Origin of the sequence: Chromobacterium fluminis, from assembly GCF_011602385.1 — a bacterium.
Taxonomy (GTDB): Bacteria; Pseudomonadota; Gammaproteobacteria; order Burkholderiales; family Chromobacteriaceae; genus Chromobacterium; species Chromobacterium fluminis.
The window spans coordinates 21,361-46,748 of record NZ_JAAOMA010000020.1; the positions used below are offsets into that span (position 1 = coordinate 21,361).

The following is a 25,388-nucleotide window of genomic DNA, read 5'->3' on the forward strand; positions in this document are numbered from 1 at the left end:
TTTGAGGTGTTGGGTGTGTGTTGAAAATGGCGTTCCTTTGAGTTCGCCATTTTTAATATTCTGGCTATTTATTCTATGAGGTAGGTGTTTGTTTTGCGTTTTATTCTTGTGAGGCATAAATGTTATGGCTTTGTTGGGTGGTTTTTATTGTTTGTTTTTAATGTTTGGTTGCTATTTGAATTGGATGTAATGTTTTCAATTTGATCGGTGTGCCGAAGCGGTTGGTGTTTTTGATGGGGTGAGGTGATTTCGTTTGCAGAAGATTAGGTGGTTCAGGGGAGTATGGTTTTTGTGGTAGTTGTCTGAGGGGTGATTAATTGTACGATTATGAAAATTATAGTACTTATGGTGGAGTGGTAAAGAGAGTTTGTTTTGAGTTCTCGAGAGGTGCTAGTTTTGGCTACGACCTTGGGCAGCAGTTTGCGTATGCTTATGATGAATTAGAGAGACAGTGTAAACTTGGGTCGCAATTCAGAAGGGTGGCTATTTATACTGCATTGTTCAAGCGTGTGTGTAGTATGAGCGATGGGTTCGCGGAGTATGATCCATTTGCTTTGGATGTGTTAAATGAGCTAAAAGAAATATATCAAGGTGTGGATGAGGGATTCTTTGAAACCTATCAAGAAGAGGCGGATGGGCTGAGGGAAGATGTGGAGTTGATTAAGAATGTGTTTTTAACAAAGCTAGGCTGATTTTAATCGCCGAGGTTGAGATTGTTTTAATGAGCGAGAATTTGAAAGCGGCGCGCCAATCCGGCGCGCCGCTTTTTTTACGTCTTAGCTATTGCGGCCGGGCGTTTTGCCTTCCAGCTCGGTTTTGGCGATTAGCGCGCGCTGCATCGCGTGCACGCTGTCCACGTGCTGGAAGACGTCGCAGCGCAGCGCGCCAAGCAACATCAATTGCTCCGCGTAGTTGAAGAAGCCCACCCAATAGCCGCGGGCGTGGTGTGGGTCGCGGAAGTCGATATCGTAGGCGATTTTGCCGAGCAGGCCCTTGTTGTGGCGGTCCGGATTGTCTTTCAGGTATTGGGCCAGGTGGGCGGCGCATTCGCGGCCGTAAGCGCAGGCGTCGACGTAGTCGTCGGCGGGCGGCATCTGCCAATGGTGGGGCTGGCCGCGTTGCGGCAGGTGGCGGACGAAGGGCAGCTGCGTGGCCTGGGTTTCGTGAGGCTTGGGACGGTAATGACGGCGCGGGGGAAGTGCTTGGGACATTAGGGAGACTCCTATGAGAGTGTGCATGATGTCCCCGCTTCTCGGTTCCAGTCGGGAGGCGGGCGCAAGACCACGGGACTGGAACACCGATCACTCTCTTCTCGGCACGGCCGAAGCCGTTCCCGCAGCCTGCGCCCGCCGTATGGGCGTGCTCAGGCTGCGAACAATAAGGGCCGCAAAGCGGCCCGTTCGCTGAGAGTGAAGTTTTTTGGGGTTCCAGTCCCAGTGCCGGATGTGGATCGGCACGCAGGCGATTGTGGCGGCGCGGGCGGGGCGGGTCAAGGGCGCGCGGCCACCGAGTTTTGGTCTTGGGCTTGCGGCCAAGCCGCCCCGGTCCCAGCCGCCGGCGATGCGGCGGGTGCTGGGCGGGGCTTTAGAACCTGTTTACGATCTGCTGCGCGTCGTCGATACAGCGTTGAAAACGGCATTCAAAATGCTCATGTACCACCTGTACATTCCGCTTTCTCAGCCGTTTTCGCCTTGTCTCGCCTTAGCTCGCTAGATCGTGAACACGTTCTTAGCCGGCGCGCTTGCCCAGGGAGATCCGGCGCTGGGCGAAGGCTTCCCGGCTCAGGCGGATGGAGTCGTAATGACGGCGGCTGAGACGGGCGCCGCCGGCGCGGCGCAGCGACAGCCCCAGCGTGTTCTGGTCATTGGCTTCGCGTTCGCCGGATAAGGTTTGGGCGGCGGCTTGGCAAGCGGCTTGCCGGCGGGTGGCGGCCGGGTGCGCCTGGTAGGCGTTGCTGGCCTGTTCCAGCGCTTTGCGCAGCAACTGCGGTTTGGTCTGCTCCAGCGCGTCGGCTATTTGGTCCGCCGTGGCGCGTATCAGCTCCTGAAGCGCCTGCTGTTGCAGCGGGCGTTTGTTGCTGCAATCCAGCCCTGCCTGCTGGCTCAGTTGCTCCAGTTGTTGGCTGAGGGTGCTGACGCCGCCCTGGCGGAAGCGCTCGGCTTGTTGCGGGTAGAGTTGGGCGGCGGCGGCGATCATGGCTTCGCGGTAAGCCTGAATCAGGGCCTTGGCGTCCGCGCCGGGCATCCTGGCCAGGTCGCGGCGCACCATGTCTTCTGTGTGGGCGTCGATGAAGGCGTGCACTTCGCGGGCTTGGTGATTGTGCAGCAGTTGGCGCCAGGTATTGAGCGGTTGTTGGTTCAGCCAGTGGGCGAAGCGTTGCTGGGCGGGTTTGAACGCCGGGTCCACGCCGGCTGGCGCGGCGGTGGCGAAGCGGCGTCTGGCTTGGTTCAGCGCGCTGTCGTGGGCGCGGGAGCGCGCGGCGCTTGGGCTGGGCTCGGCGCGCAGCAGGGCGGCGTTGGCGTCGCTGTTCTGCGCGCGTTTGAGTTCGCCGGCCAGCGCGGTTTGCGGCGGAGTGTCCGGGTCCGCGGAACCGCGCGGGTGAATACAGCTGAGCAATAGGTCTGAAATTTTCATAAGCGCTCCTGAGGCGGAATGGGCGGCGTTTAGCGCCGCCTTTTTGTTGGTGCGGCGCAGTGTGCCCAAACCCGGGAGCGTTCAATATAAAGAAATGGCCATGTCCCCGGCATGCGCTCAGAGCAGCATCACCAGCTTGTACTCCGGCGCCTGGGCCAGTTTGAGGGTGATTTGCTGGTGCTCGATGCGACCGGCGCTGGGGTGGTGGAATACGCGGCTGCCGCCTTCGCGGCCTTGCACGTCCTGCTGTTGCCAGTATTGGCGGAATTCCGGGCTTTTTGCTTCCAGCGCCGCAATCATCGCGGCCATGGCGGGCTGATTCAGCCGCGGGCTGAGATCGGCGCGCAGTTCTGCGACGATGCGGCCGGCGCGCTCGGCCCATTGGTCGATGAAGCTGCGCGCTTCCGGCGCCAGGAAGATGAAGTCCAGCAGGCTGCGGCTGGCGTCCGGTCGGCCCAGCCAGTCGCGGAACAGCCTTTGGGCCGGCGGGTTCCAGGCCACGGCGCGCCATTCGGCGTCCAGCACGTAGGCGGGGGAATCGATATGGGCGGTGGCCTGCTTTAACAGCGCCTTGGCCTGTTCGGACGGGCCGCGCCATTCCGGTTCCGGGTCTTTGAGGCCTGCCAGATTGAACAGGTAGTCGCGCTCGGCGGCGGTCAGGCGCAAGGCCTCAGCCAGCCGGGCCAGAGTGGGCGCGGACACGGATTGGGTGCGGCCTTGTTCTATCCAGGTCAGCCAGGTGGTGCTGATGTCGCACAGCGCGGCCACTTCTTCGCGGCGCAGGCCTTTGGCGCGGCGGCGCTGGCCGGGCGGCAGGCCGGCTTGTTCCGGGCTCAGGCGCTCGCGGTGGGCGCGGATGAATTGGCCCAGCGGCGCGCTGTCTTTGCTGGCGGTCATGGGCGTAGGGCTCTGGGTATTAGTATCGCTACTAGTATAAGCAACTGGCTTGTTGCCGGGAAAGTTTGGCTCCAAGATAAGTCCACGGAGCAGAGCCTTGTGCCCGGCACGCGGAAACCCGTGGCGCCGGCGGCAGTCTCAAGTTGAATAACCGGATTCGAGCAAACACCATGACCGCACAGACCTTGTACGACAAATTATGGAACAGCCACGTGGTGCGCCAGGAGGCGGACGGTACGGCCTTGCTGTACATCGACCGCCACCTGGTGCACGAGGTGACCAGCCCGCAGGCGTTCGAGGGGCTGAAGCTGGCGGGCCGCCCGCTGTGGCGCGTGGATTCGGTGGTGTCCACCGCGGATCACAACACGCCCACCGATCATTGGGACGAGGGCATCAAGGACCCGATCTCGCGCCAGCAGGTGGAAACGCTGGACGCCAACATCAAGGCCTTCGGCGCGCTGGCGTACTTCCCGTTCAAGGACAAGGGCCAGGGCATCGTGCATGTGATGGGGCCGGAGCAGGGCGCCACGCTGCCGGGCATGACGGTGGTGTGCGGCGACAGCCACACTTCCACCCACGGCGCTTTCGCCGCGCTGGCGCACGGCATCGGCACCTCCGAGGTGGAGCATGTGATGGCCACGCAGTGCCTGGTGGCCAAGAAATCCAAGAATATGCTGGTGCGGGTGGACGGCAAGCTGGGCCGCGGCATCACCGGCAAGGATGTGGCGCTGGCCATCATCGGCAAGATCGGCACCGCCGGCGGCACCGGCTATGCGATCGAGTTCGCCGGCGAGGCCATCGAGAGCCTGTCGATGGAAGGCCGGATGAGCTTGTGCAATATGGCGATCGAGGCCGGCGCGCGCTCGGGCATGGTGGCGGCGGACCAGAAGACCATCGATTATGTAAAAGGCCGGCCGTTTGCGCCCAAGGGCGAGCAGTGGGAGCAGGCGGTGGCGTATTGGCATACTTTGCGTTCCGATCCGGGCGCCGTATTCGACGCGGAAGTGGTGCTGCGCGCGGAGGATATCCTGCCGCAGGTTACCTGGGGCACTTCGCCGGAGATGGTGGTGGATATCGACGGCGCGGTGCCGGACCCGGCGCGGGAAAGCGATCCGGTGAAGAAAAGCGGCATTGAGCGCGCGCTCAGCTATATGGGTTTGCAGGCCAACACCCCCATCCACGACATCGCGGTGGACATCGTCTTCATCGGCTCCTGTACCAATAGCCGCATCGAGGATTTGCGCGAGGCCGCCAGCGTGGCCAAGGGCCGCCACAAGGCCGCCAATGTGAAGCAGGTGCTGGTGGTGCCGGGCTCCGGCCTGGTGAAGGCGCAGGCGGAGGCCGAGGGGCTGGACCAGGTGTTCCTGGCCGCCGGTTTCGAGTGGCGCGAGCCGGGCTGCTCCATGTGCCTGGCGATGAACGCGGACCGCCTGTTGCCGGGCGAGCGTTGCGCGTCCACCTCCAACCGCAATTTTGAGGGTCGCCAGGGTCAGGGCGGCCGCACGCATCTGGTCAGCCCGGCGATGGCCGCCGCCGCCGCCGTCGCTGGTCATTTCGTCGATGTGCGTTCGTTGTAACCGTTCCAAGGAGAGAATCATGCAAAAACTGCTGTTGTTGGTACTGGCCGCGCTGACCCTGAGCGCTTGCAATACGGTGAAGGGCGTGGGCCAGGACGTGTCCAAGGGCGGGCAGGTGATTGAAAACGCCGCCAAGGACGTGTCCAACAAAATGTGATGCGATGGCCCGCTCCCGGCGGAAGCCGGGGCGGTTGCCTCCTCGCACTCTCTAATGAAAGCGGGCGCCAGCGCCCGGAAACGGCATTGACGATGAAAGCATTTACCTCTCTGACCGGTTTGGCCTGTCCCTTGGACCGCGCCAATGTGGATACCGACGCCATCATTCCCAAGCAGTTCTTGAAATCCATCAAGCGCTCGGGCTTCGGTCCCAATCTGTTCGACGAATGGCGTTACCTGGACCACGGCGAGCCGGGCATGGACAACAGCAAGCGGCCGCTGAACCCGGACTTCGTGCTCAACCTGCCGCGCTATCAGGGCGCGCAGGTGTTGCTGGCGCGCGAGAACTTCGGCTGCGGCTCCAGCCGCGAGCACGCGCCGTGGGCGCTGGACGACCAGGGCTTCCGCGTGGTGATCGCGCCCAGTTTCGCCGACATCTTCTTCAACAACTGCTACAAGAACGGCCTGCTGCCCATCGTGCTGGCGGCGGACGCGGTGGATCAGCTGTTCCGCGAATGCGCGGCCGCCGAAGGCTATCAACTGACCGTGGACCTGGCGGCGCAGACGGTAAGCACGCCGGCCGGGCAGGTGTTCTCCTTCGACATCACCGAGCACCGCAAGCACTGCCTGCTGGGCGGCCTGGACGAGATTGGCCTGACCTTGCGGCACGCGGACGAAATCAAGGCTTTCGAAGCCAAGCGCCGCGGCGAGCAGCCGTGGCTGTTCGCCTGAGAGACAGGAAGGGAGGAGGCGGAATGAGCACGCTACAGCAGGGTAGCCACGGGCATAAGCAACACGTGGAGCAGCAGTTCGGCGGCCAGGCCGCCGCCTATCTGAGCAGCCAGGTGCATGCGGAAGGCGCCGAGTTCGCCGAGCTGCGCCAGGCGGCGATGGAGCATGGCGCGGCGCGAGTGCTGGACCTGGGCTGCGGCGCCGGCCATGTGGGCTTTCAGGTGGCGGAGGCGGCGCGGGAGGTGGTGGCTTACGATTTGTCGGCCGCCATGTTGGAGGTGGTGGCGGCGGAAGCGGCCCGGCGCGGCCTGGACAATCTGAGCACGCGCCAGGGCGCGGCGGAGCGGCTGCCCTTCGCCGACGGCGATTTCGATCTGGTGTTCAGCCGCTATTCCGCCCATCACTGGGGCGACGTGGGCCTGGCGCTGCGCGAGGCGCGGCGCGTGCTGAAGCCGGGCGGCCGGTTGGCGCTGATCGACGTGATGTCGCCGGGGCAGCCCTTGCTGGACACGCATCTGCAGGCGGTGGAGGTGCTGCGGGATTCCAGCCACGTGCGCGATTACAGCGCCGGAGAATGGCTGGCGATGCTGGCCGAGGCCGGCTTCGCGGTGGACAGCCTGCGCCGCCAGCGGCTGCGGCTGGCCTTCGACGCCTGGACCGCGCGCATGCGCACGCCGCCGGAGATGGCCGCGGTCGTCCGCTTGTTGCAACAGCGCATGGGCAGCGAGGTGCGCGATTATTTCGCCATCGAGGCGGACGGTAGTTTCAGTTCCGACGTGATGGTGTTGTGGGCCAGAACATGAACGCCGCCCGCGGCGACGGCCGTCGCGGCGCGATGGCCTGGCTGCACCGCCATCCCTGCTGGGCCTTCGCGCTGCTGGGCTTGAGCTTTCTGGTGTTCGGCGCGGGCACGGTCAATCTGGCCCTGTTGTTGCAATTGAATTTCAAGCTGTGGCTGGACGCCGGCTGGCAGGCGGCGATGGACGGCGCGTTGCGCCAATTGCTGGAACTGCTGGCGTCCGGCTATGCCGCGATGGCGGCTTATATCGTATTCAAATGTTGCGAGCGGGCGCTGGTTGAGCGGCTGACCCGGCGCGGTCATCAAGACTGAAAAGGAAAACAGTATGAAAATCGCCATTCTGCCGGGTGACGGCATCGGTCCGGAAATCATCGCTCAGGCGCAGCGCGTGCTGGAAGTGTTGCGCAAGGACGGTCTGCCGATCGAAACCGAGCAGGCGCCCTTGGGCGGGGCCGGCTACGACGCCTTCGGCCAGCCGTATCCGGAGTTCACCCAGAAGCTGTGCCGCGAATCCGACGCGGTGCTGCTGGGCGCGGTGGGCGGCCCGGCCTACGACAAGCTGGAGCGTCCGCTGCGGCCGGAGCGCGGCCTGTTGGCCATCCGCAAGGATTTGAACCTGTTCGCCAACCTGCGCCCGGCCATCCTGTACCCGGAGCTGGCCAACGCCTCCACGCTGAAGCCGGAAGTGGTGTCCGGCCTGGACATCATGATTGTGCGGGAACTGACCGGCGACATTTACTTCGGCCAGCCGCGCGGCATCGCCGTCAACGAGCTGGGCGAGCGCGAGGCCTACAACACCATGCGCTACAGCGAGGGCGAGGTGCGCCGCATCGCCCATGTCGCCTTCGGCATCGCGATGAAGCGCAACAAGCGCTTGTGCTCGGTGGACAAGGCCAATGTGCTGGAAACCACCGAGTTCTGGAAAGAGGTGATGATAGACGTGGCCAAGGAGTATCCGCAGGTGGAGTTGTCCCATATGTACGTGGACAACGCGGCGATGCAGCTGGTGCGCAATCCCAAGCAGTTCGACGTGATGGTGACCGGCAATATCTTCGGCGACATCCTGTCGGACGAGGCTTCGATGCTGACCGGCTCCATCGGCATGTTGCCGTCGGCCTCGCTGGACGAAAACAACAAGGGCCTGTACGAGCCCTCGCACGGCTCGGCGCCGGACATCGCCGGGCAGAATCTGGCCAATCCGCTGGCCACCATCCTGTCCGCGGCGATGATGCTGCGCTACACCTTCGGCCTGGAAGACGCGGCGCAGCGGGTGGAAAACGCGGTGAAAACCGTGCTGGCGCGCGGCCTGCGCACCGCCGACATCTACGAGGCCGGCTGCGAGAAGGTCAGCTGCTCGGCGATGGGGGATGCGGTGGTGTCGGCGCTGTAAATGGCAGTGGTCCGCCCGGCTTGCGCCGGGCGAACCGTCTGTTCTGATTTGAATACAATAAAAACGAAATACCCCATTGCCTGACGCTTTATCGCGCTGCACAATGGGGTGACAACATTACAGCCGCCCGCCGCACAGCCGGGCGCGACGATTTGACAGACAGATACCAGGAGAGACCCAGTGAGAGTAGGTTTTGTTGGCTGGCGCGGCATGGTGGGTTCCGTGCTGATGCAGCGCATGCGCGAAGAGAACGATTTTGCGGCGATCGCCGAGCCGGTGTTCTTCACCACCTCCAATGTGGGCGGCAAAGCCCCCGACATCGGCCGCGACGCCCCGGCGCTGAAAGACGCGAAGAACATCGCCGAACTCAAGACCATGGACGTGATCGTCACCTGCCAGGGCGGCGATTACACCAATGAAGTCTACCCGCAGCTGCGCGCCGCCGGCTGGAACGGTTACTGGGTGGACGCGGCTTCCGCGCTGCGCATGGAAGACAATGCCATCATTATCCTGGACCCGGTCAATAAAGCGGTGATCGAGCAGGGCCTGGCGCGCGGCGTCAAGGACTACGTCGGCGGCAACTGTACCGTGTCGCTGATGCTGATGGCGCTGGGCGGCCTGTTCCAGAACGATCTGGTGGAGTGGGCCACCTCCATGACCTATCAGGCCGCCTCCGGCGCCGGCGCGCAGAATATGCGCGAACTGCTGTCCGGCATGGGCGCGATCAACGCCCAGGTGTCCGGCCTGCTGGCGGACCCGGCTTCCGCCATTCTCGATATTGACCGCAAAGTGTCGGACTTCCTGCGCGCAGACGATTTCCCCAGCCAGAATTTCGGCGTGCCGCTGGCTGGCAGCCTGATTCCGTGGATAGACAAGGATCTGGGCAACGGTCAGTCCAAGGAAGAATGGAAAGGCGGCGTGGAAACCAACAAGATCCTGGGCCGCTCCGCCAATCCGGTGCCGGTGGACGGTTTGTGCGTGCGCGTGGGCGCGATGCGCTGCCACAGCCAGGCATTGACCATCAAGCTCAAGCGCGACGTGCCGCTGGACGAGATCGAAGCCATGCTGGCGGCCGCCAATCCGTGGGCCAAGGTGGTTCCCAACACCCGCGAGGCCTCGATGGCCGAGCTGACCCCGGCGGCGGTGACCGGCACGTTGGCCACGCCGGTGGGGCGCTTGCGCAAGATGGCGATGGGCGGCGAATACCTGTCCGCCTTCACCGTGGGCGACCAACTGCTGTGGGGCGCGGCCGAACCGCTGCGCCGCATGTTGCGTATCCTGATCGAGCGCTGACAGGGTAGAATGGCGGCAGCCTGGGGTCCGCGTTGGCGGGCTCCTACTGCCGGGTCGCTCTTTAAATGCGCGGCCGAGTTGAAAAGGGCACCTAGGTGCCCTTTTTTGCGTGCGGTATTCTGTTTGCAATGATTGATTGAGAAAGTAAAACGATGTCGAACTCTATTCAGCTCGCCGTAGTCGGCGCCACCGGCCTGGTGGGCCAGGCGGTACTGGAACTGCTGGCCCAGCGCCAATTGCCCGTGGGCCGGGTCTTTGCCGTGGACACGGCGGACAAGGAAGGCGAAACCGCGGCCTATGGCAACCTGGAACTGGATGTGCATCCGATCGACGGTTTTGCCTTCGAAAACGTGGCGCTGGCCATCTTCGCCGCCGGCAGCGAACTGGCGCGCGAGTACGCGCCGCTGGCGCGCGCGGCCGGCGCGGCGGTGGTGGATTTCAGTTCCGCCTTCCGCGAGGACGACAGCGTGCCGCTGGTGATTCCCGCCATCAACGGCGCTGTGCTGGCGGACGCTGGCGAAGCCGCGCTCGCCTCCGTGCCCAATTGCACGGTGACGCCGCTGGCGCTGGCGCTGGCGGCGCTGCGCCCGTTGGGCTTGCAGCGCGTGTCGGTGGCCACCTATCAATCGGTGTCCGGCAGCGGCCAGGCGGCGATGGAAGAGCTGGCGGATCAGACTACGGCGCTGTTCTCTCAGCGCGAGACCGAAAGCCGGGTCTACGACAAACGCATCGCTTTCAATGTGCTGCCGCAGATCGGCGCGCTGGACGCGGACGGCGCGTCCGAGGAAGAACGCTCGGTAGAGCGCGAGCTGATGCGGCTGTTGGCGCTGCCGCAATTGCAAGTGGAAGCCACCTGCGTGAGGGTGCCGGTGTTCTTCGGCCACGCGTGGGCGGTGAATGCGGCATTCGAACATGAATTTGACATGGAGCAAGCGCGTAAGCGCCTGCTTGCGGCAGGCTTGCAAGTAGTGGCCGCTGACAAGCTGGGCGGTTATGTGACGCCGATGGAAGCTACCGGCAATGAAGCGGTGTGGGTCAGCCGCCTGCGCGGCAAGGGCCGGACGCTGAGTTTCTGGCTGGCCGCCGACAATGTGAAGGCCGGCGCGGCGCTCAATTGCGTGAATATTGCTGAAACCCTGTTAAAGCAGAATGGTTTGATCTGATTTAAGCGGTTTGGCCGAAGCCGCGCACGGCGCGGACAGAGGGCGGCATTCGCGAGAGTGCCGCCCTGTTTCATGATGGAGTCGAAAAACGCGCGCAAACGGCGTCATTATGAAATCTAGCTAAAAACAGCGGCAGGGCCTAAGATTGCAACAGTTACCGTCTGCGCCCGCTGGGCCAGCGAAAATAAAATCAAGATAAACGTGCCGGAAGGTTGACAGTGACACATCAGGCAAAAATCAGAATCGGCGTTCTGGCGGTGGCTTTGGCCTGCTCCGCCAGCGCTTGGGCAGGGCTGGGGAAAATCAACGTCAGGTCCAATCTGGGCGAGCCGTTCCGCGCCGATATCGAATTGACCGGAGTAAGGGCTGCGGAGTTGGAAAGCGCCAGGATAGGGTTGGCCGGGGTGGATACGTTTCAGGACTTGAACGTTGATTACGCCACGGTGCTCAATATGCTGCGCTTCAGCGTGGCGCCCAGTTCGCGTGGGGCGATGATACGCATCAGTTCTTCCGGACCCATCAACGATCCCTATCTGCGTTTCGTGGTGGAAGCCAAGACTTCGTCGGGACGCGCGGTGCGCGAATACACGGTGTTGTTGGATCCCAGCAACTACTCGATGGCTTCCCCGTCCGCCAATATCGTGCAGGACGTGCCCAGCTACGCCGACAATAATCTGTCCAGCCGCTATCGCGGCAACGCCGCGCCCATCGCGCGGCCGCAGCCAGGCATTCTCAAAGTGAAGTCCGGCTCCACCCTACGCGGCCTGGCCGGCAAGGTGAGGCCGCGCGGCGCCACGCTGGACCAGACCATGGCCGCGCTGGCCCAGGCCAATCCGGACGCCTTCGTCGACGGCGACGTCAGCCGCCTCAAACTGGGCGCGGTACTGAAAGTGCCGACCAGCCGCAAGATCAAATCCCTGAGCGCCGCTCAGGTGGCCAGTATTCTCGGCAGTCAGCCAGCGGCGCCGGCGGCTGAAGCGAAAGCAGGCTCCGATGTGCTGAAGCTGGTGCCCAGCGAGCCGGGCGGCGGCAAGCTGACCGACCTTGAGCAGCAGGTGGCGGCGCGCGAGCAAGCGCTGAAGAGCGCGGAGGCGCGCATCAGCGCGCTGGAAGAGCAATTGAAAGCCCTGCAGGCGGGCAAGCCCTTGCCGGCCATGACGAATTCCAGCCCTAGTTCCGCCCCAGCCGCGGCGATGGCGCAACCTGTCGCCGCCAGCGCTCCCGCGCACGCCGCCAGTGCGCCGGCCCCGGCTCCTGCGGCCAAGCCCGTTCCGGCGGAGCACAAGCCCGCGGCCAAGCCGGCGCCGCCGCCTCCGCCGCCGGAGCCGTCGTTGCTGGATAAGGTGATCGATCATTTGCCGCTAGTGGGCGGCGGCGTGGCCGGCCTGGGCCTGTTGGGCGCGCTGGGCCTGCTGCTGGCGCGCCGGCGCAAGGGCGGCAAGCCCTTGTCGCTGTCCGCCAACAATACCAGCGCCGCCTTGAGCCGCGGCGCGTCTTCCGGCATAGAGCCGCCGTCGGTGGGCGGCGGCCACTCCTTCATGAGCAACTTCACCCAGGCGGCCGGCGCCATCGACGCGGCCGAGGTTGATCCTGTAGCGGAAGCCGAGGTGTACATCGCCTACGGCCGCGATGTGCAGGCAGAGGACATCCTCAAGGACGCGCTGGCCAAAGACCCGTCGCGTCAGGAGGTGAGGCTGAAGTTGATGGAGATCTACGCGGCGCGGCCGGATGTCGCCAGCTTTGAAAAACTGGCGCGGGAAATGCATGCCACCTTCGACGGCCATGGGCCAATCTGGGCCAAGGCAGCGGCGATGGGGCGTTCCATAGACCCGACCAACTCGCTCTATCTGTCCGACGGCGAGGGCGAGGACATCGAAGCCGCGCCCGCGCCGGTATCTAGTCCGGGCGGCATCGATCTGGATAAGGAGCTGTTCGGCGAGCCGGAAGCAACGCCGCCGACTGCCGCGCCTGAGCCCGTCGCCGTGCCGGAAGCTGCCGCGCCGCAGGACGACCCGCTGGCCGCCTTGTTCGCGGAGCCCCAGGCAGAGGAGAAGGAGAAGCCGGAGGAAGCCAATCTGCTCAATTTCGATCTGGACGCGGAGCTGAAGCCGCCCGCGGCGGAGCCCAAGCCGGAGGCGGCGGCTGCGGCGCCGGCGGAAAACAATTTGTTGGACTTCGACTTCAATCTGGAGGGCATGGCGGCGGAAGCGCCGGCCGCAGCCGAGACGCCAGCTGCGCCAGCGGCCCCATCCGCGGGTTTCGAGTCTCTGTACGAAGATATGCTGGCGGAGACGCCGGCCACAGAAACGGAAGCGCCGGCGCAGGCCGAAGGCATGTCGGTGCTGGACGATCCACTGGCCACCAAGCTGGATCTGGCCAAGGTTTACCTGGACATGGGCGACCGCGACGGCGCCAAAGAAGTGTTGCAGGATTTGATCGCCGAGGCGCAGGGGCCGCTCAAGGCGGAGGCCGAGGCCTTGCTGGCAACGATCAGCGCTTGAGATAGAGGCGACGACGATGCGCGGCGGGACGGGGCAACTCCTCCCGCCGTTTGACGATCCGGCGCCATTGCGTGGTTTGAGGCGAATGGCATGAAAATGTGTGGCTTTTTTGGCCATTGCCTGGATGCAATGAGGCAAGGATGCTCGATTTATCCTCGCTAAGTGGCTGTTGTGTTGTTTCGTTGCAATAATTAAAATGTTATAAGAATCTGTTTGCGATCTGCTGCGCGGCGGTTTCGAAGAATGAGGGTGGGGAAATTCGTTCATGTCTTTCAAGACACGCATGAGTCAAATCGCGTCGCTGCTGGCCGGTCTGGGCCTGGCGGCGGCCGCTACGGCCGGTTTGGGGCCGATACGGGTATTGTCCGCCGATGGAGAGCCTTTCCTGGCGGAGATCCCCGTGGTGGACGAGGAGCCCTCGGACAATGTGCTGGTGGGCCTGGCTGACCGCAACCGCTATCCGCTGTTGTCCACTTACAGCAGTTCCGCCGGCAATCTGCAGTTTTCCATCGTCCGCAAGCCGGACGGCAATGTTCAAAAAATCCAAGTGAAGGGTGCCGCCAGTTATCCGGAGCCACTGCTGCGTTTCGCCGTGGATCTGAGTTGGCCGGCGGGTAGGTTGGTGCGCGAGTTCGAGGTGGATTATCGCCGCGATGGACCGCGGAACAAGCCCGCGCCGGCGCGGGAGGAGGGGAAGAAGCCGCTGGCCGGCGTCGATGCCTCGCCGCGCTTGGATTCGCTGGGCCTGAGCGACGCCCGACTGCGTTCGCGCTTGGGCGAGCCCTTGCTGCTGGAACTGAGCTTGCAGGGCAGCGCCTTGGAGCAGACGGAGCCGCCGCGCCTGGCGCTGTTCGCGGTTGCGGCTCAGGGCGAGCCCAGCGCTCAGCAAGTGCGCTTGGTGGCTTCCATCGTGCCCCATATCGAGAAAGTGGCCAAAGGCCGCTTTAATGTGCAACTGCGCACCGAGCAGCCGGTAAGCGAGCCGATGCTGGCCTTTCGGCTGGAAGTGGCCGCCGGCAAGCTCAAGGCGCAGAAAAACTACTCGGTATTGCTGGACCCGCATTCGGCGGCCAAGCCGGCTCCTGTCGCCAAGACGCAGGGTTTGAAAGTGTATCGGGTGCTCAAGGGCGACACGCTGTCCGGCATCGCCAGCCGCGTGCGCGGCGGCGGGGAGTCGGGCGGGGTGGCGCAGCAACTATTGCAAGGCAATCCCGAGGCCTTCATCGCCGGAGACGCCAACCGCCTGCGCGCAGGAGTGGCTCTGGAGTATCCGGCCGAGTGGCAGTTGCGTGGTCAGAGCGCCGCCCGCGCCGCGGAGCCTAAGCGATCGGCGGTTTCGCCCGAGGCCCGCGCGGCTGAGAAAAGCGTGCAGCAAGAAAGCAAGCCCCAGGCGCGCGCGCCGCAGGAGCATCAGCCTCCGGCGCAGAAGCCTCCGGAACGCAAGCCGCCGGAATCCAAACCGCAGGAGCACAAACCCGTAGAGGCCAAATCGGCGGTCAAGCCGGCCGCTCCTGCTGCGACGGCGCATCCGCTTGTCGCCAAGGATGCGTCCAAACCGGCTCCAGTGGCAGAGGTCCCGAGGCAAGCGGCCGCGCCGTCGCAGCAGGAGCGGAATTTGCAGCAGATGTTGCAGCGGCAGGATCAGGCGCTACAGCAAGCCGAACAGCGCGCCAAGGCGCTGGAACAGAAAATTCAGGATTACCAGCGTCAGCAGGCGGCGGTAAAGGCCGCCGTCCCGGCCCCGGCGGAAAGAGAGCCCGGCCCCGAGTCCGCGCCGGAACCCAAGCCGAAACCGGAACCCAAGGTGGCGGCCGTCAGTTCCATGCCGGTCGCGGCGGCGTCCGCGCCGCAGGCGGCTATGCCGGAACACGCCGAGAAGCCGCAGGCGCCCGAATCCGCCGCGCCGCACGAGCCGCCGGCGGCCAAGCCCGCGGGAGGGAATGTCCCGCCGGCTACAGTGGCGGCCAATAGCTGGACGGATGAATTGGGCGCGGTCTTGTCCGATGAGTCTATGCGTTGGAAGCTGGGCGGCGCGGCGGCGGCGCTGGGCCTGGTGGCCTTGCTGCTGGCGCGACGCAAGCGCAATAGCGGCAAGGCCGAACCCGCCGCGCCGGCCTTGAGCGGAACGGCGACGGGCGCTTCGATGCTGGGTCCGCTGACGACCTTGATGAGCTCTTTGAAGAAGGGCGACGGCATCGACCTGTCCTCGGTGGACCGGGTTGCCGAGGCCGATGTCTATCTGGCTTACGGTCGCGATGATCAGGCGCTGGAGATTCTGCGCGAAGGCCTGGCCCATGAGCCGATGCGGCAGGATTTGCGCTACAAACTGCTGGAGGTGTTGTCCACCCAGCAGGACAAGCAGATGTTCATTGCCGAGGCCACCACGGCCAAGGGCGTGTTCGGCAAGGACAGTACCTTATGGATGAGGGTGTGTGAAATCGGCCAGACCGTAGAGCCCGGCCACCCCTTGTTCGCCCAGGCCAAGCCCGAACCGGCGGCGGAAGCGCCGGCGCAGCCGCTTGCGGCCGCAGCGCCCGCCCCTGTTGCCGCACCCGCACCCGCACCCGCACCCGCGGCGCCCGTAGCGGCATCGCCTGCGCCGATAGCTGTGGCGAGCCCGGATGAGGAGAAAATGGAGCTGGCCAAGCTGTATCTGGAGATGGGCGACAAGGAAACCGCGGACGCTTTGATGAAGGAGGCCGGCCGCTGAGGCGTCCATCGCGCATTGCGAGTCACAGGGGCCGGCGCGCTTATCGCGAGCCGGCCCTTTCGTTTTACGTCGACGGCGTCTTATGCCGTGGTTGGCCGCTTTTCTCGCGTGTTCGCAGCAGACGTCATCGTTTGGTCGTGGCGCAAACCGGGCAGGATAAGGTAGAGTGAGTGCTTTATTGCTGAAACGACGCGGTGCGCCGCGTCGGTGTTTGAAGAAGGTGTGGGCATGAGGATAGCGCTCGGCATCGAGTATGACGGTCGGGCGTTTTCCGGCTGGCAGACTCAGCCGCATGGCAATACGGTTCAGGACAGATTGAATCAGGCGATCGCGCAGATCGCCGGCGTGGCCGACATCGGCACCTTGGCCGCGGGCAGGACCGACGCCGGGGTGCATGCGGCCATGCAAGTGGTGCATTTCGACTGCTTGACGCAGCGACCGCTGAATGCTTGGGTGCGCGGCGTCAACGCCTTGCTGCCGCCGGAAGTGGCGGTGGTGTGGGCGCGAGAGGTGCCGGAGGCGTTTCATGCTCGTTTTTCGGCGTTTTCCCGCAGTTACAGCTATTTTCTGCTGACTAGTCCGGTGCGGCCTTGTTTGCTGGCCGGCAAGATGGGCTGGTTTCATCAGGCCTTGGACGTTGAGGCGATGCGGGAAGCGGCCGCCCACTTGTTGGGGCGGCATGATTTTTCCAGCTTTCGAGCGTCCGAATGCCAGGCAAAGTCGCCGCTCAAGGATTTGCAGCGCTTGGACATCAGCGAGCAAGACGGCCTGATCCGCTTCGATCTGCTGGCGGACGCTTTTCTGCACCATATGGTGCGCAATATCGTCGGGGCGCTGGTCTATGTCGGCAAGGGCGCTTTGCGCGCGGAGGACATGGCGGGGCTGCTGGCGGCGCGCGACCGCACCTTCGCGCCGCCCACCTTCATGCCGGATGGTCTGTATCTGACCGGCGTGGGTTATCCGGAAACATACGATTTGCCGTCGCAGGCGGACGCCGCGCGGCTGGCCTTGTGGAGATGAGAGTGGGCGGCACGACCCGAATCAAGATTTGCGGCATTACCCGGCCGGAAGACGGCGTGGAAGCCGCACGGCTGGGCGTCGACGCCATCGGCCTGGTGTTCTACGCCAAGAGCCCGCGTCATGTGGGCATCGAGCAGGCGCGCGCTCTGATCGCGGCGCTGCCGCCCTTCGTCAGCGTGGTGGCCTTGTTCGTCAATCCGGAACCGGATTATGTGCGCGCAGTGTTGGCGGGATGCGCAATTGACATGCTGCAGTTCCACGGCGAGGAAGACGCCGCCTTCTGCCGCTCTTTCCAGCGGCCTTATTTGAAAGCGGTGCGGGTGAAGCCGGGCATGGATTTGGCCGAAATCGCCGCGCAATACCCGGATGCGCGCGCGGTGCTGACCGACGCCTTCGTTGAAGGCGCGCACGGCGGCACCGGGGCTACCTTTGACTGGAGCTTGCTGCCGGAGGCCTTGCCTCTGCCGTTGATCCTGTCCGGAGGGCTGGACGAACACAATGTGGCGGCGGCGGTGGCGCAGGTGCGCCCGGCCGCGGTCGATGTCTCCAGCGGTGTGGAGGCGTCCAAGGGAATCAAAGATGCCGCCAGAATGGCGGCGTTCATATCAGGAGTTAGACATGGATCGTTATGACTTGCCGGACGCCCAGGGCCATTTTGGCCCGCATGGCGGCGTCTATGTCGCCGAAACCTTGATGGCGGCGCTGGACGAGCTGAAAAACGAGTACGCTCGCGTCAAGGCCGACCCGTCATTCTGGGAAGAATTCCGCCATGAGCTCAAGCATTACGTCGGCCGCCCCAGCCCGGTCTACCACGCCAAGCGCTGGTCCGAGCAATTGGGCGGCGCGCAGATTTATTTGAAGCGCGAAGATCTGAACCACACCGGCGCGCATAAGATCAACAACGCCATTGGCCAGGCGCTGCTGGCGCGGCGCATGGGCAAAAAAAGAGTGATCGCCGAAACCGGCGCCGGCCAGCACGGCGTGGCTTCCGCCACCGTGGCGGCGCGTTACGGCATGGAGTGCGTGGTGTACATGGGCGCTGAGGATATCAAGCGTCAATCGCCCAATGTGTTCCGCATGAAGCTGCTGGGCGCTACCGTGGTGCCGGTGGAATCCGGCTCCAAGACGCTAAAGGACGCGCTGAACGAGGCGATGCGCGACTGGGTGACCAATGTCGACAGCACTTTCTACATCTTGGGCACCGCGGCCGGCCCGCATCCCTATCCGATGCTGGTGCGCGATTTCGTGTCGGTGATCGGCGAGGAGGCCAAGGTGCAGATGCCGGAAGTCATCGGCCGCCAGCCGGATGTGGTGGTGGCTTGCGTAGGCGGCGGCTCCAACGCCATCGGCATGTTCTATCCGTATATCGGCGTGGACGGCGTGCGCATGGTCGGCGTTGAGGCCGGCGGCCTGGGCTTGGACTCCGGCAAGCACGCGGCGCCGCTTTCCGGCGGCGCGCCCTTGGGCGTGCTGCACGGCGCCAAGAGCTATCTGATGCAGGACGAGAACGGCCAGGTGGTGGAAACCCATTCGGTGTCCGCTGGCCTGGACTATCCCGGCGTGGGGCCGGAGCACAGCTATCTGAAGGACATCGGCCGCGCCGACTACGTGGCGATCAACGACGACGAGGCTTTGCGCGCCTTCCACGATTGCTGTCACTTCGAGGGCATCATCCCGGCGCTGGAATCCAGCCACGCGCTGGCCTGGGCCGCCAAGGAAGCGCCGAAGATGGGCAAGGACCAGGTGATTCTGGTCAATCTGTCCGGCCGCGGCGACAAAGACATCAACACCGTGGCCGGCCTCGCCGGCATCACCCTGTAAGGAGGCGCTATGTCACGTATCGCCCAATGTTTTGAAGCGCTGGCCGGCGGCAAGGCGCTGATTCCCTTCATCACAGCCGGCGATCCGTCGCCGCAGTTGACCGTGCAGTTGATGCACGGCCTGGTGGAGGGCGGCGCCGACATCATCGAGCTGGGGGTGCCGTTTTCCGACCCGATGGCCGACGGCCCGGTGATCCAGCGTGCCTCCGAGCGCGCGCTGGTCCACAAGGTGGGTTTGCGCCAGGTGCTGCAAATGGTAGCGGAGTTTCGTCGCGACAACGACCATACCCCGGTGGTGCTGATGGGGTATCTGAACCCGGTGTTCGCCATGGGCTATCAGGCCTTCGCCGCCGCGGCCAAGGCCGCCGGCGTCGACGGCGTGTTGACCGTGGACAGCCCGCCGGAGGAATCCGCCGATCTGTCTGCGGCTCTGACCGCCAACGGCTTGGATCCGGTGTTCCTGATCGCGCCCACCACGCCGCCGCAACGTGTGGCGGAAATCGCCAAACTGGCGCGCGGATACGTCTATTATGTGTCTCTGAAGGGGGTGACCGGCGCCGGGCATCTGGACATTGACGACGTAGCGCGTAAAATTGCTGCCCTTAGAGAATATTTGACCGTACCGATCGGCGTCGGCTTTGGCATTCGCGACGGCGCGACCGCCAAGGCGATCTCCGCCGCCGCTGACGCGGTGGTGGTGGGCAGCCGCTTGGTGCAGGAAATTGAGGCGGCGACACCCGAAACCGCCAAAGAGCGGTTAACCCGTCTGGTGGCTGAACTGAAGGCCGCCATCCGATAGAACACTGCGGGGGCTTAGCCCCCGTTTTACTGTGCCCGCCGTTTGGCGGCGGGCCCAAGAATCAAGGAGTCAGCATGAGCTGGTTGAACAAGCTCCTGCCGCCGAAGATCAAGCGCGACAACCGCGCTGACAAACCTTCCGCGGTACCGGAGGGGCTTTGGAGCAAGTGCCCGGAATGCGAAGCCGTGTTGTATTACACTGACCTGGAGAGCAATCTGCAGGTGTGTCCCAAGTGTAATCACCATCACCCGCTGACCGCGCGCGAACGTCTGAACCTGCTGCTGGACGAAGAGGGCCGGCGCGAGCTGGGCGAAGAAGTCAAGCCGGTGGATATCCTGAAGTTCAAGGATAGTAAGAAGTATCCGGATCGCTTGACCGCAGCCAAGAGCGACACTGGCGAGGACGACGCGCTGGTTGTAATGCAGGGCAGCATCGAATCGATGCCGGTGGTGGTGGCCGCGTTTGAATTCAAATTCATCGGCGGCTCCATGGGCTCGGTGGTGGGCGAGCGCTTCGTGCGCGGCGTGCGCGCCGCGGTGGAAGCCAAGGCGCCTTTCGTTTGCGTGGCCGCTTCCGGCGGCGCGCGGATGCAGGAAGGTTTGAATTCGCTGATGCAGATGGCTAAGACCAGCGCCGCCTTGCAGTTGCTGACCGACGCCAAATTGCCGTTCATCTCGGTGTTGACCGACCCGACCATGGGCGGCGTGTCGGCTTCCTTCGCCTTCCTGGGCGACGTGGTGTTGGCCGAGCCCAAGGCCCGCATCGGCTTTGCCGGCGCGCGCGTGATCGAGCAGACCGTGCGCGAAACGCTGCCGGAAGGCTTCCAGCGCGCCGAGTTTCTGCTGAGCAAGGGAGCGGTGGACATGGTGGTGGATCGTCGCGAACTGAAGCGCAAGCTGGCGGAGTTGAGCGCTTTGCTGATGAAGGAGCCGGCTCCGGTCTGATCCGCAGCCAAGTCGTATTGAAAAGCCGCCATCTCTGGCGGCTTTTTTATTTGGCGCGGCAGGCTTGCACCGCGCGATTGAATTGCATCAGGAACTGCGGCGACTCGCGGGCGAGGAAGACTTTGCCGAAGTAGACGCCGAAGGGCAGGCTTTGCGCCAGCTCGCTGCGCAGTCGCTCCTGTACACCCATTTTGGCGATGAGCGCGTCCACCACGTAAGCGTTGCCGAGAATGGCGTCAACACGGCGGTTTAGCAGCATCTTTACTAGCTGTTCGCTATTGGGCGGGGTGGAGGTGAGTTGGTAGCCGTGTTCGCGCAGCCAGTCGTCCATATTGGAGCCGTTGAAGGCGGCGGTGCGGCCCTGGCGCTTGAAATCGCTGCTGGTGGGCGTCTGCGGGTTGTCCTTTAGCAGGTACCAGCGTCGCTCATAAGGCAGGATGGGGGCGGAGAGCACCGCGTAGCCGTCGCGTTCCGCCGATGGCGTGGCGGTGAAGAAGGCATCGGCTTGTTGGTGCTGTACCTGCCATTGCGCGCGCGGCCACGGCAGGAAGGAGATGGAGTAGGGGCGTTGTAGGTGCTTGAGCGCGCACTGAACGACTTGCACCGCCAAGCCGTCGGCGTCGCCGTTCTCTTTGCGGAAGGACAACGGAGCTTGCTGATGAGTGTTGAGCCGAATAGGCGGTTCGGCGGCGGCGGCTCCGGCTAGCAGCAGGCCGGCTAGCAGAGCGCGACGGATGGGCGACGGGCATGAGCTGCGGCGGGAAGAATGGCCCGGGATCCTGCTTAAAAAACAGGCGGCAGTCATTTGTTTTTTGCAATCATGGAGTTGCCGGTTTTATCCACATGCTGTCACCAGATTTGCTCATTGGCAAGGTGGGAAAGTTCCCGGATTTTGCCTTTTTTATAAGCGTAAGAGGCAAGTGGCTAATTGCAAAAGTTTTTTTGGCGTCCGCTTGGGGTTATCCACAAAGTTATCCGGTGATTGCTGTGGAAAACCCCGGCCGCCGTCGCCGTTATTCCGCCTGTTCCAGCTCCTCCAGTTCGGTCTGAACTTCCAGCCAAGCTTCCTCCGCTTCGGCCAGACGGGTCGCCACTTCGCCCTGGCGGCGCACTGCGTCGGCCAGTTTTTGCCGGTTGGCGTCCTCGTAGGCGTCCGCGGAGGCCATGAAGCCGTCCAGTTCGGCTTTTGCCGCGCTAAGTTGGTCCAGTTCCTTTTCCAGCTTGTTCAACTTGTTCTGCAGCGGTTTGCGCAGCTGGGATAGCCGTTGCCGCGCTTCCGCTTCCTGGCGTTTCTGTTCCTTGCGGTTCTGGCCCTGCGCGTCTCCGGAGGAGGGCTTCCCGGCGTCGGCCAGCAGGGTCAGCCGCCATTGGCGGTAATCTTCGAGGTCGCCGTCGAAGGGCTGCACCTTGCCGTGGCTGACCAGCCAGAAAATATCGGTGGTGGCTTCCAGCAGGCTGCGGTCGTGGGACACCACGATCAGCGCGCCGCTGAAGTCCTGCAGCGCCATGGTCAGCACATGGCGCATTTCCAGGTCAAGGTGGTTGGTGGGTTCGTCCAGCAGCAGCAAATTGGGTTTTTGCCAGACTATCATCGCCAGAGCCAGCCGCGCTTTCTCGCCGCCGGACATCGGGCCCACCGGATCGGTGGCGGCGTCGCCGCGGAAGTTGAAGCCGCCAAGGAAGCTGCGCAGTTCCAGTTCACGCGTGGTGGGCGCCAGCCTTTGCATGTGTTGCAGCGGCGTTTCGTCTTCGCGCAGGGTCTCCAGCGTGTGCTGGGCGAAGTAGCCTATCTTCAGCGTTTGGGCGTTGACGATCTCGCCGCGCAGCGGGGCGAGGTCGCCGGACAAGAGTTTGACCAAGGTGGATTTGCCGGCGCCGTTGACGCCGAGCAGGCCGATGCGCGCGCCGGCCTCCACCGATAGATTCAGTCCGCTAAGAATGGCGGCGGAGCCGTAGCCGACGTCGGCCTGTTCCAGCTTCAGCAGCGGATTGGGCAGGTTGTCCGGGCTGTCGAAGTGGAAGTCGAACGGCGAGGCCACGTGTGCCGGCGCGATGCGCTCCAGCTTTTCCAGCGCCTTGACCCGGCTTTGCGCCTGGCGCGCCTTGGACGCCTTGGCCTTGAAGCGGTTGACGAAGGACTCCAGGTGGGCGATCTGGCGCTGCTGCTTTTCGTACTCGCCTTGCTGGCGCGCCAGTTTTTCCGCGCGCATCACTTCGAACTGGCTGTAGTTGCCGGTGTACAGCGTCAAATCCTGGTTGGCGACTTCAACGATGTGGTCGCAGACGCTGTCTAGGAAATCGCGATCGTGGGAAATCATCAGCAGGGTGCCTGGATAGCCTTGCAGCCAGTCCTCCAGCCACAGTACGGTTTCCAGGTCCAGGTGGTTGGTGGGTTCGTCCAAAAGCAGCAGGTCGGAGCGGCACATCAGCGCCTGGGCCAGGTTGAGGCGCATGCGCCAGCCGCCGGAGAAGCTGGCCACCGGTCGTTGCTGGGCGTCGATGTCGAAGCCCAGGCCGGTCAGCAGCTTGCCGGCACGCGCCGGCGCGGCGTAGGCGTCGATGCGCGCCAATTCGCCGTGCAGATGGCCGATGGCGTTGCCGTCGTGCCGCTCTTCGGCGTCTTGCAGCCCCTGTTCCAGCTGGCGCAGCTCATGGTCGCCGTCCAGCACGTAGTCCAGAGCCGAGCGTTCCAGCGCCGGCGTTTCCTGCGCCACATGGGCGATGGTCCAGTGGGGTGGCAGCAGCGCGTCGCCGCTGTCGGCGTGTAGTTCGCCCATCAGGAGCGCGAACAGGCTGGACTTGCCGGCGCCGTTGGCGCCGGTGAGGCCGGTCTTGTAGCCGGGGTTGAGGGTCAGGTTGGCGCCTAGCAGCAATTCTTTCAGGCCGCGGCGCAGGTTGAGGTTCTTGAGTTGAATCATAGGAGTCCGAAGCCGCGCCGGCGTTTGCGGCCGGCGCGGCGCATGGGGGTGGGTCAGGCCGGGGGCAGTGCGCTGAGATCCCAGCGCGGTTTGATCGAGTAGCTGCCGGGGGCTTGGGCGTGTTTCAGCCGCATCGCGCCGGCGAAGGCGATCATCGCGCCGTTGTCAGTGCACAGCGCCAGCGGCGGATAGAACACGTCGAAGCGGCGGCGGCGTGCGGCTTCGTCCAGTGCGGCGCGCAGTTGCTTGTTGGCGCCGACGCCGCCGGCCACCACGAGCCGTTTCATGCCGCATTGCTTGAGCGCGGCCAGCGATTTCTTGGTCAGCACTTCGACGATGGCTTCCTGGAAGGCGCGGCAGATGTCTTTGCGCGTCTGTTCGTCAATGTGGCCGTCGGCGTCCGCCACTTGTTTGCTCAGCGTCAGCACTGCGGTTTTCAGGCCGGAGAAGCTCATGTCGAGGTCGCCGGAATTCAGCATCGGCCGCGGCAGGGTAAAGCGGGCCGGATCGCCTTCCTCCGCCAGCTGCGACAGCAGAGGGCCGCCGGGGTAGGGCAGGCCCAGCAATTTGGCGGTTTTGTCGAAGGCTTCGCCGGCGGCGTCGTCCAGGGTTTCGCCCAGGATTTGATAGTCGCCGACGCCGCGTACAGCCATCAGCTGCGTGTGGCCGCCGGAAACCAGCAAGGCCAGGAAGGGGAACGCCGGTTTGGGCTCGGCCAGCAGCGGCGACAACAAGTGGCCCTCCAGGTGGTGGACCCCCAGCACCGGGATGTTCAGGCCAAAGGCCAGCGCGTTGGCCACGCTGGCGCCTACCAGCAGCGCGCCGCCGAGGCCGGGGCCCTGGGTGTAGGCGATGGCGTCGAGGTCGGCCAGCGTTTTTCCGGCTTCGGCCAGGCAGGCTTCGGTCAGCGGGATAGCGCGGCGGATGTGGTCGCGGCTGGCCAGCTCAGGCACCACGCCGCCGTATTGGGCGTGCATGGCCATCTGAGTGTGCAGTTGGTGGGCCAGCAGGCCGCCGTCTGTGTCGTACAACGCGACTCCGGTTTCGTCGCAGGAGGATTCAATACCTAGTACCAGCATGTTTGGGCGCAGCTCGGATATAGCGGGACAATCTTTCTATTTTACCGGTGAATCTTTGTTCCCCCAAATCCGGATGTTAGGCTAGGCCGTTTCGGAATTCCTACTATGAGGAGAGGCGGGGATGAAAGCCAGGTTGAAGTGGGTGGACGGCGTGTGTTTTCTGGGCGAAAGCGGCAGCGGTCACGCGGTGGTGATGGACGGCGCGCCGGAGGGCGGCGGCAGGAATCTGGGGCCGCGGCCCATGGAGCTGCTGCTCTTGGGTACCGCCGGCTGCACCAGTTACGACGTGATCACTATTTTGAAGAAGTCGCGGCAGCAAGTCAGCGATTGCTGGGTGGAGATCGAGGCCGGACGCGCGGAGGAGGAGCCCAAGGTGTTCACCCGCATTCATTTTCACTTTGTGGTGACCGGGCGCGATCTGAAGGCGGAGACGGTGGAGCGAGCGATCAAGCTGTCGGCGGAGAAGTACTGTTCCGCCTCCATCATGCTGGGCAAGACCGCCGAGATCAGCCACGATTTCGAATTGCGCGACGCCTGAGGACGCCGCCGACGGCGGGCGGGCCGGCCAACAGGTCCGCCGCCAGGCTCAGCGCCGCATCATGGTCCGGACGGTGGCGCAGCGGATAGCCCCAGAACTTTTCGAAGCGCGGCGCGAATTCGTCAAGATAGCGCTGTTGGTCGGCTTGCGGGGCGATCACGATGGTGCCGCGTATCAATTGGCGAATCTGCAGCCGGTTGTCCTTGACCCACAGCGCCGCCATTTTACGGATGATGCGCGCGTGAAGATCCAGCTCGGTTGGCGCCGGTTCCTTGGCGATGAACACAAAGGGGCGTTGCTGGAGCAGCAACTGGTCCAGGGTGGCGAAGATGTCGGTGGGCTGCTGCCCATCCGGGCGGCGGCGATCCAGCCAGACGATGGGGAAGTCTTGAGCGTGGAATTGCATGGCTTTTTTGTA

The 25,388-nt window shown here is 64.0% G+C and carries 25 protein-coding genes; 18 read left to right on the forward strand and 7 right to left on the reverse strand.

The genetic code is table 11. The features are described from left to right. The first annotated feature begins 317 nt into the window (after nucleotides 1–317). Nucleotides 318–692, forward strand: coding sequence for a hypothetical protein (locus HA052_RS14690; RefSeq protein ID WP_166452443.1), 375 nt, complete (start codon nucleotides 318–320; stop codon nucleotides 690–692). An 84-nt stretch (nucleotides 693–776) separates the two neighbouring features. On the opposite strand, the gene HA052_RS14695 is transcribed toward HA052_RS14690, so the two are convergent. Beyond that, nucleotides 777–1,211, reverse strand: coding sequence for a hypothetical protein (locus tag HA052_RS14695; protein ID WP_166452444.1), 435 nt, complete (start codon nucleotides 1,209–1,211; stop codon nucleotides 777–779). Nucleotides 1,212–1,443: 232 nt separating this feature from the next. On the opposite strand from HA052_RS14695, the gene HA052_RS14700 reads away from it, so the two are divergent. Further along, nucleotides 1,444–1,713, forward strand: a complete 270-nt coding sequence (locus HA052_RS14700; protein WP_166452445.1) for a hypothetical protein — start codon at nucleotides 1,444–1,446, stop codon at nucleotides 1,711–1,713. Nucleotides 1,714–1,728: 15 nt separating this feature from the next. On the opposite strand, the gene HA052_RS14705 is transcribed toward HA052_RS14700, so the two are convergent. Together HA052_RS14705 and HA052_RS14710 are read right to left on the reverse strand one after the other, a co-directional pair. Then, on the reverse strand, nucleotides 1,729–2,634 hold the full coding sequence (locus tag HA052_RS14705) for a hypothetical protein (RefSeq protein WP_166452446.1): 906 nt from the start codon (nucleotides 2,632–2,634) through the stop codon (nucleotides 1,729–1,731). Nucleotides 2,635–2,751: 117 nt separating this feature from the next. Continuing rightward, nucleotides 2,752–3,531, reverse strand: a complete 780-nt coding sequence (locus HA052_RS14710; RefSeq protein WP_107798728.1) for a helix-turn-helix transcriptional regulator — start codon at nucleotides 3,529–3,531, stop codon at nucleotides 2,752–2,754. Between the two features lie 170 nt (nucleotides 3,532–3,701). Here HA052_RS14710 and leuC point away from each other — a divergent pair, with 170 nt between their 5' ends. From leuC to accD, 15 genes are all read left to right on the forward strand, one after another. Beyond that, nucleotides 3,702–5,108 (forward strand): 3-isopropylmalate dehydratase large subunit, encoded by a 1,407-nt coding sequence (leuC, locus tag HA052_RS14715; RefSeq protein ID WP_166452447.1) that lies wholly within the window; start codon nucleotides 3,702–3,704, stop codon nucleotides 5,106–5,108. Nucleotides 5,109–5,127: 19 nt separating this feature from the next. Continuing rightward, nucleotides 5,128–5,265, forward strand: coding sequence for an entericidin A/B family lipoprotein (locus HA052_RS14720; RefSeq protein WP_019102605.1), 138 nt, complete (start codon nucleotides 5,128–5,130; stop codon nucleotides 5,263–5,265). Nucleotides 5,266–5,357: 92 nt separating this feature from the next. Further along, nucleotides 5,358–5,996, forward strand: coding sequence for a 3-isopropylmalate dehydratase small subunit (gene leuD / locus HA052_RS14725; protein ID WP_166452448.1), 639 nt, complete (start codon nucleotides 5,358–5,360; stop codon nucleotides 5,994–5,996). 23 nt (nucleotides 5,997–6,019) lie between these two features. Further along, the gene (locus HA052_RS14730) at nucleotides 6,020–6,799 is read left to right on the forward strand and encodes a class I SAM-dependent methyltransferase (RefSeq protein ID WP_166452449.1); all 780 of its coding nucleotides are present in this window, start codon (nucleotides 6,020–6,022) and stop codon (nucleotides 6,797–6,799) included. Beyond that, the gene (locus HA052_RS14735; RefSeq protein WP_019102608.1) at nucleotides 6,796–7,107 is read left to right on the forward strand and encodes a hypothetical protein; all 312 of its coding nucleotides are present in this window, start codon (nucleotides 6,796–6,798) and stop codon (nucleotides 7,105–7,107) included. The genes HA052_RS14730 and HA052_RS14735 overlap by 4 nt, the downstream gene beginning before the upstream one ends. Nucleotides 7,108–7,120: 13 nt before the next feature. After that, a complete protein-coding gene (gene leuB, locus HA052_RS14740; protein WP_019102609.1) occupies nucleotides 7,121–8,185 on the forward strand; it encodes a 3-isopropylmalate dehydrogenase in 1,065 nt (354 codons plus the stop codon). A gap of 180 nt (nucleotides 8,186–8,365) precedes the next feature. Next, nucleotides 8,366–9,478, forward strand: a complete 1,113-nt coding sequence (gene asd / locus HA052_RS14745; RefSeq protein ID WP_166452450.1) for an aspartate-semialdehyde dehydrogenase — start codon at nucleotides 8,366–8,368, stop codon at nucleotides 9,476–9,478. 152 nt (nucleotides 9,479–9,630) lie between these two features. Further along, entirely contained in the window at nucleotides 9,631–10,641 is a 1,011-nt protein-coding gene (locus HA052_RS14750; protein WP_166452451.1) for an aspartate-semialdehyde dehydrogenase, read from the forward strand. A gap of 218 nt (nucleotides 10,642–10,859) precedes the next feature. Continuing rightward, nucleotides 10,860–13,142: a motility hub landmark protein FimV gene (locus HA052_RS14755; RefSeq protein WP_346774561.1), complete on the forward strand. Its 2,283-nt coding sequence runs from the start codon at nucleotides 10,860–10,862 to the stop codon at nucleotides 13,140–13,142. A 265-nt stretch (nucleotides 13,143–13,407) separates the two neighbouring features. Continuing rightward, complete coding sequence (locus HA052_RS14760) at nucleotides 13,408–15,852, forward strand: type IV pilus assembly protein FimV (RefSeq protein ID WP_166452452.1); 2,445 nt, start codon at nucleotides 13,408–13,410, stop codon at nucleotides 15,850–15,852. A gap of 228 nt (nucleotides 15,853–16,080) precedes the next feature. After that, nucleotides 16,081–16,872: a tRNA pseudouridine(38-40) synthase TruA gene (gene truA, locus HA052_RS14765; RefSeq protein ID WP_166452453.1), complete on the forward strand. Its 792-nt coding sequence runs from the start codon at nucleotides 16,081–16,083 to the stop codon at nucleotides 16,870–16,872. A 2-nt stretch (nucleotides 16,873–16,874) separates the two neighbouring features. Beyond that, nucleotides 16,875–17,504, forward strand: coding sequence for a phosphoribosylanthranilate isomerase (locus HA052_RS14770; RefSeq protein ID WP_346774562.1), 630 nt, complete (start codon nucleotides 16,875–16,877; stop codon nucleotides 17,502–17,504). Then, on the forward strand, nucleotides 17,491–18,693 hold the full coding sequence (gene trpB, locus HA052_RS14775) for a tryptophan synthase subunit beta (RefSeq protein ID WP_166452454.1): 1,203 nt from the start codon (nucleotides 17,491–17,493) through the stop codon (nucleotides 18,691–18,693). Before HA052_RS14770 ends, trpB begins: the two co-directional genes overlap by 14 nt. A 9-nt stretch (nucleotides 18,694–18,702) precedes the next feature. After that, a complete protein-coding gene (trpA, locus tag HA052_RS14780; protein WP_166452455.1) occupies nucleotides 18,703–19,491 on the forward strand; it encodes a tryptophan synthase subunit alpha in 789 nt (262 codons plus the stop codon). A gap of 74 nt (nucleotides 19,492–19,565) precedes the next feature. Then, a complete protein-coding gene (gene accD, locus HA052_RS14785) occupies nucleotides 19,566–20,435 on the forward strand; it encodes an acetyl-CoA carboxylase, carboxyltransferase subunit beta (RefSeq protein WP_019102618.1) in 870 nt (289 codons plus the stop codon). A gap of 46 nt (nucleotides 20,436–20,481) precedes the next feature. Here the strand turns inward: accD and HA052_RS14790 are convergent, their stop codons facing one another. From HA052_RS14790 to tsaD, 3 genes are all read right to left on the reverse strand, one after another. Beyond that, nucleotides 20,482–21,240 (reverse strand): substrate-binding periplasmic protein, encoded by a 759-nt coding sequence (locus tag HA052_RS14790; protein WP_277345104.1) that lies wholly within the window; start codon nucleotides 21,238–21,240, stop codon nucleotides 20,482–20,484. 208 nt (nucleotides 21,241–21,448) lie between these two features. Continuing rightward, nucleotides 21,449–23,353 (reverse strand): ATP-binding cassette domain-containing protein, encoded by a 1,905-nt coding sequence (locus tag HA052_RS14795; RefSeq protein ID WP_166452457.1) that lies wholly within the window; start codon nucleotides 23,351–23,353, stop codon nucleotides 21,449–21,451. Between the two features lie 53 nt (nucleotides 23,354–23,406). Beyond that, entirely contained in the window at nucleotides 23,407–24,432 is a 1,026-nt protein-coding gene (tsaD, locus tag HA052_RS14800) for a tRNA (adenosine(37)-N6)-threonylcarbamoyltransferase complex transferase subunit TsaD (protein WP_166452458.1), read from the reverse strand. Nucleotides 24,433–24,553: 121 nt separating this feature from the next. Here tsaD and HA052_RS14805 point away from each other — a divergent pair, with 121 nt between their 5' ends. Then, complete coding sequence (locus HA052_RS14805; RefSeq protein WP_166452459.1) at nucleotides 24,554–24,970, forward strand: OsmC family protein; 417 nt, start codon at nucleotides 24,554–24,556, stop codon at nucleotides 24,968–24,970. Here HA052_RS14805 and HA052_RS14810 read toward each other — a convergent pair. Further along, nucleotides 24,939–25,376 carry a hypothetical protein gene (locus HA052_RS14810; protein ID WP_166452460.1) on the reverse strand — a complete coding sequence of 146 codons (438 nt, stop codon included), beginning with the start codon at nucleotides 25,374–25,376 and terminating at the stop codon, nucleotides 24,939–24,941. The two genes, HA052_RS14805 and HA052_RS14810, sit on opposite strands and share 32 nt — an antisense overlap. Nucleotides 25,377–25,388: the final 12 nt, after the last annotated feature.

Bases quoted from the DNA above. Each gene is read 5' to 3' on its own strand.
- HA052_RS14700 (WP_166452445.1), top strand. From the start codon at position 1,444: ATGTGGATCGGCACGCAGGCGATTGTGGCGGCGCGGGCGGGGCGGGTC.
- trpB (WP_166452454.1), top strand. From the start codon at position 17,491: ATGGATCGTTATGACTTGCCGGACGCCCAGGGCCATTTTGGCCCGCAT.
- HA052_RS14760 (WP_166452452.1), top strand. From the start codon at position 13,408: ATGTCTTTCAAGACACGCATGAGTCAAATCGCGTCGCTGCTGGCCGGT.
- leuB (WP_019102609.1), top strand. From the start codon at position 7,121: ATGAAAATCGCCATTCTGCCGGGTGACGGCATCGGTCCGGAAATCATC.
- leuD (WP_166452448.1), top strand. From the start codon at position 5,358: ATGAAAGCATTTACCTCTCTGACCGGTTTGGCCTGTCCCTTGGACCGC.
- leuC (WP_166452447.1), top strand. From the start codon at position 3,702: ATGACCGCACAGACCTTGTACGACAAATTATGGAACAGCCACGTGGTG.
- HA052_RS14790 (WP_277345104.1), bottom strand. From the start codon at position 21,240: ATGACTGCCGCCTGTTTTTTAAGCAGGATCCCGGGCCATTCTTCCCGC.
- HA052_RS14710 (WP_107798728.1), bottom strand. From the start codon at position 3,531: ATGACCGCCAGCAAAGACAGCGCGCCGCTGGGCCAATTCATCCGCGCC.
- accD (WP_019102618.1), top strand. From the start codon at position 19,566: ATGAGCTGGTTGAACAAGCTCCTGCCGCCGAAGATCAAGCGCGACAAC.
- HA052_RS14750 (WP_166452451.1), top strand. From the start codon at position 9,631: ATGTCGAACTCTATTCAGCTCGCCGTAGTCGGCGCCACCGGCCTGGTG.
- HA052_RS14810 (WP_166452460.1), bottom strand. From the start codon at position 25,376: ATGCAATTCCACGCTCAAGACTTCCCCATCGTCTGGCTGGATCGCCGC.
- HA052_RS14795 (WP_166452457.1), bottom strand. From the start codon at position 23,353: ATGATTCAACTCAAGAACCTCAACCTGCGCCGCGGCCTGAAAGAATTG.
- HA052_RS14735 (WP_019102608.1), top strand. From the start codon at position 6,796: ATGAACGCCGCCCGCGGCGACGGCCGTCGCGGCGCGATGGCCTGGCTG.
- truA (WP_166452453.1), top strand. From the start codon at position 16,081: ATGAGGATAGCGCTCGGCATCGAGTATGACGGTCGGGCGTTTTCCGGC.
- tsaD (WP_166452458.1), bottom strand. From the start codon at position 24,432: ATGCTGGTACTAGGTATTGAATCCTCCTGCGACGAAACCGGAGTCGCG.
- HA052_RS14805 (WP_166452459.1), top strand. From the start codon at position 24,554: ATGAAAGCCAGGTTGAAGTGGGTGGACGGCGTGTGTTTTCTGGGCGAA.
- HA052_RS14720 (WP_019102605.1), top strand. From the start codon at position 5,128: ATGCAAAAACTGCTGTTGTTGGTACTGGCCGCGCTGACCCTGAGCGCT.
- HA052_RS14730 (WP_166452449.1), top strand. From the start codon at position 6,020: ATGAGCACGCTACAGCAGGGTAGCCACGGGCATAAGCAACACGTGGAG.
- HA052_RS14705 (WP_166452446.1), bottom strand. From the start codon at position 2,634: ATGAAAATTTCAGACCTATTGCTCAGCTGTATTCACCCGCGCGGTTCC.
- HA052_RS14695 (WP_166452444.1), bottom strand. From the start codon at position 1,211: ATGTCCCAAGCACTTCCCCCGCGCCGTCATTACCGTCCCAAGCCTCAC.
- trpA (WP_166452455.1), top strand. From the start codon at position 18,703: ATGTCACGTATCGCCCAATGTTTTGAAGCGCTGGCCGGCGGCAAGGCG.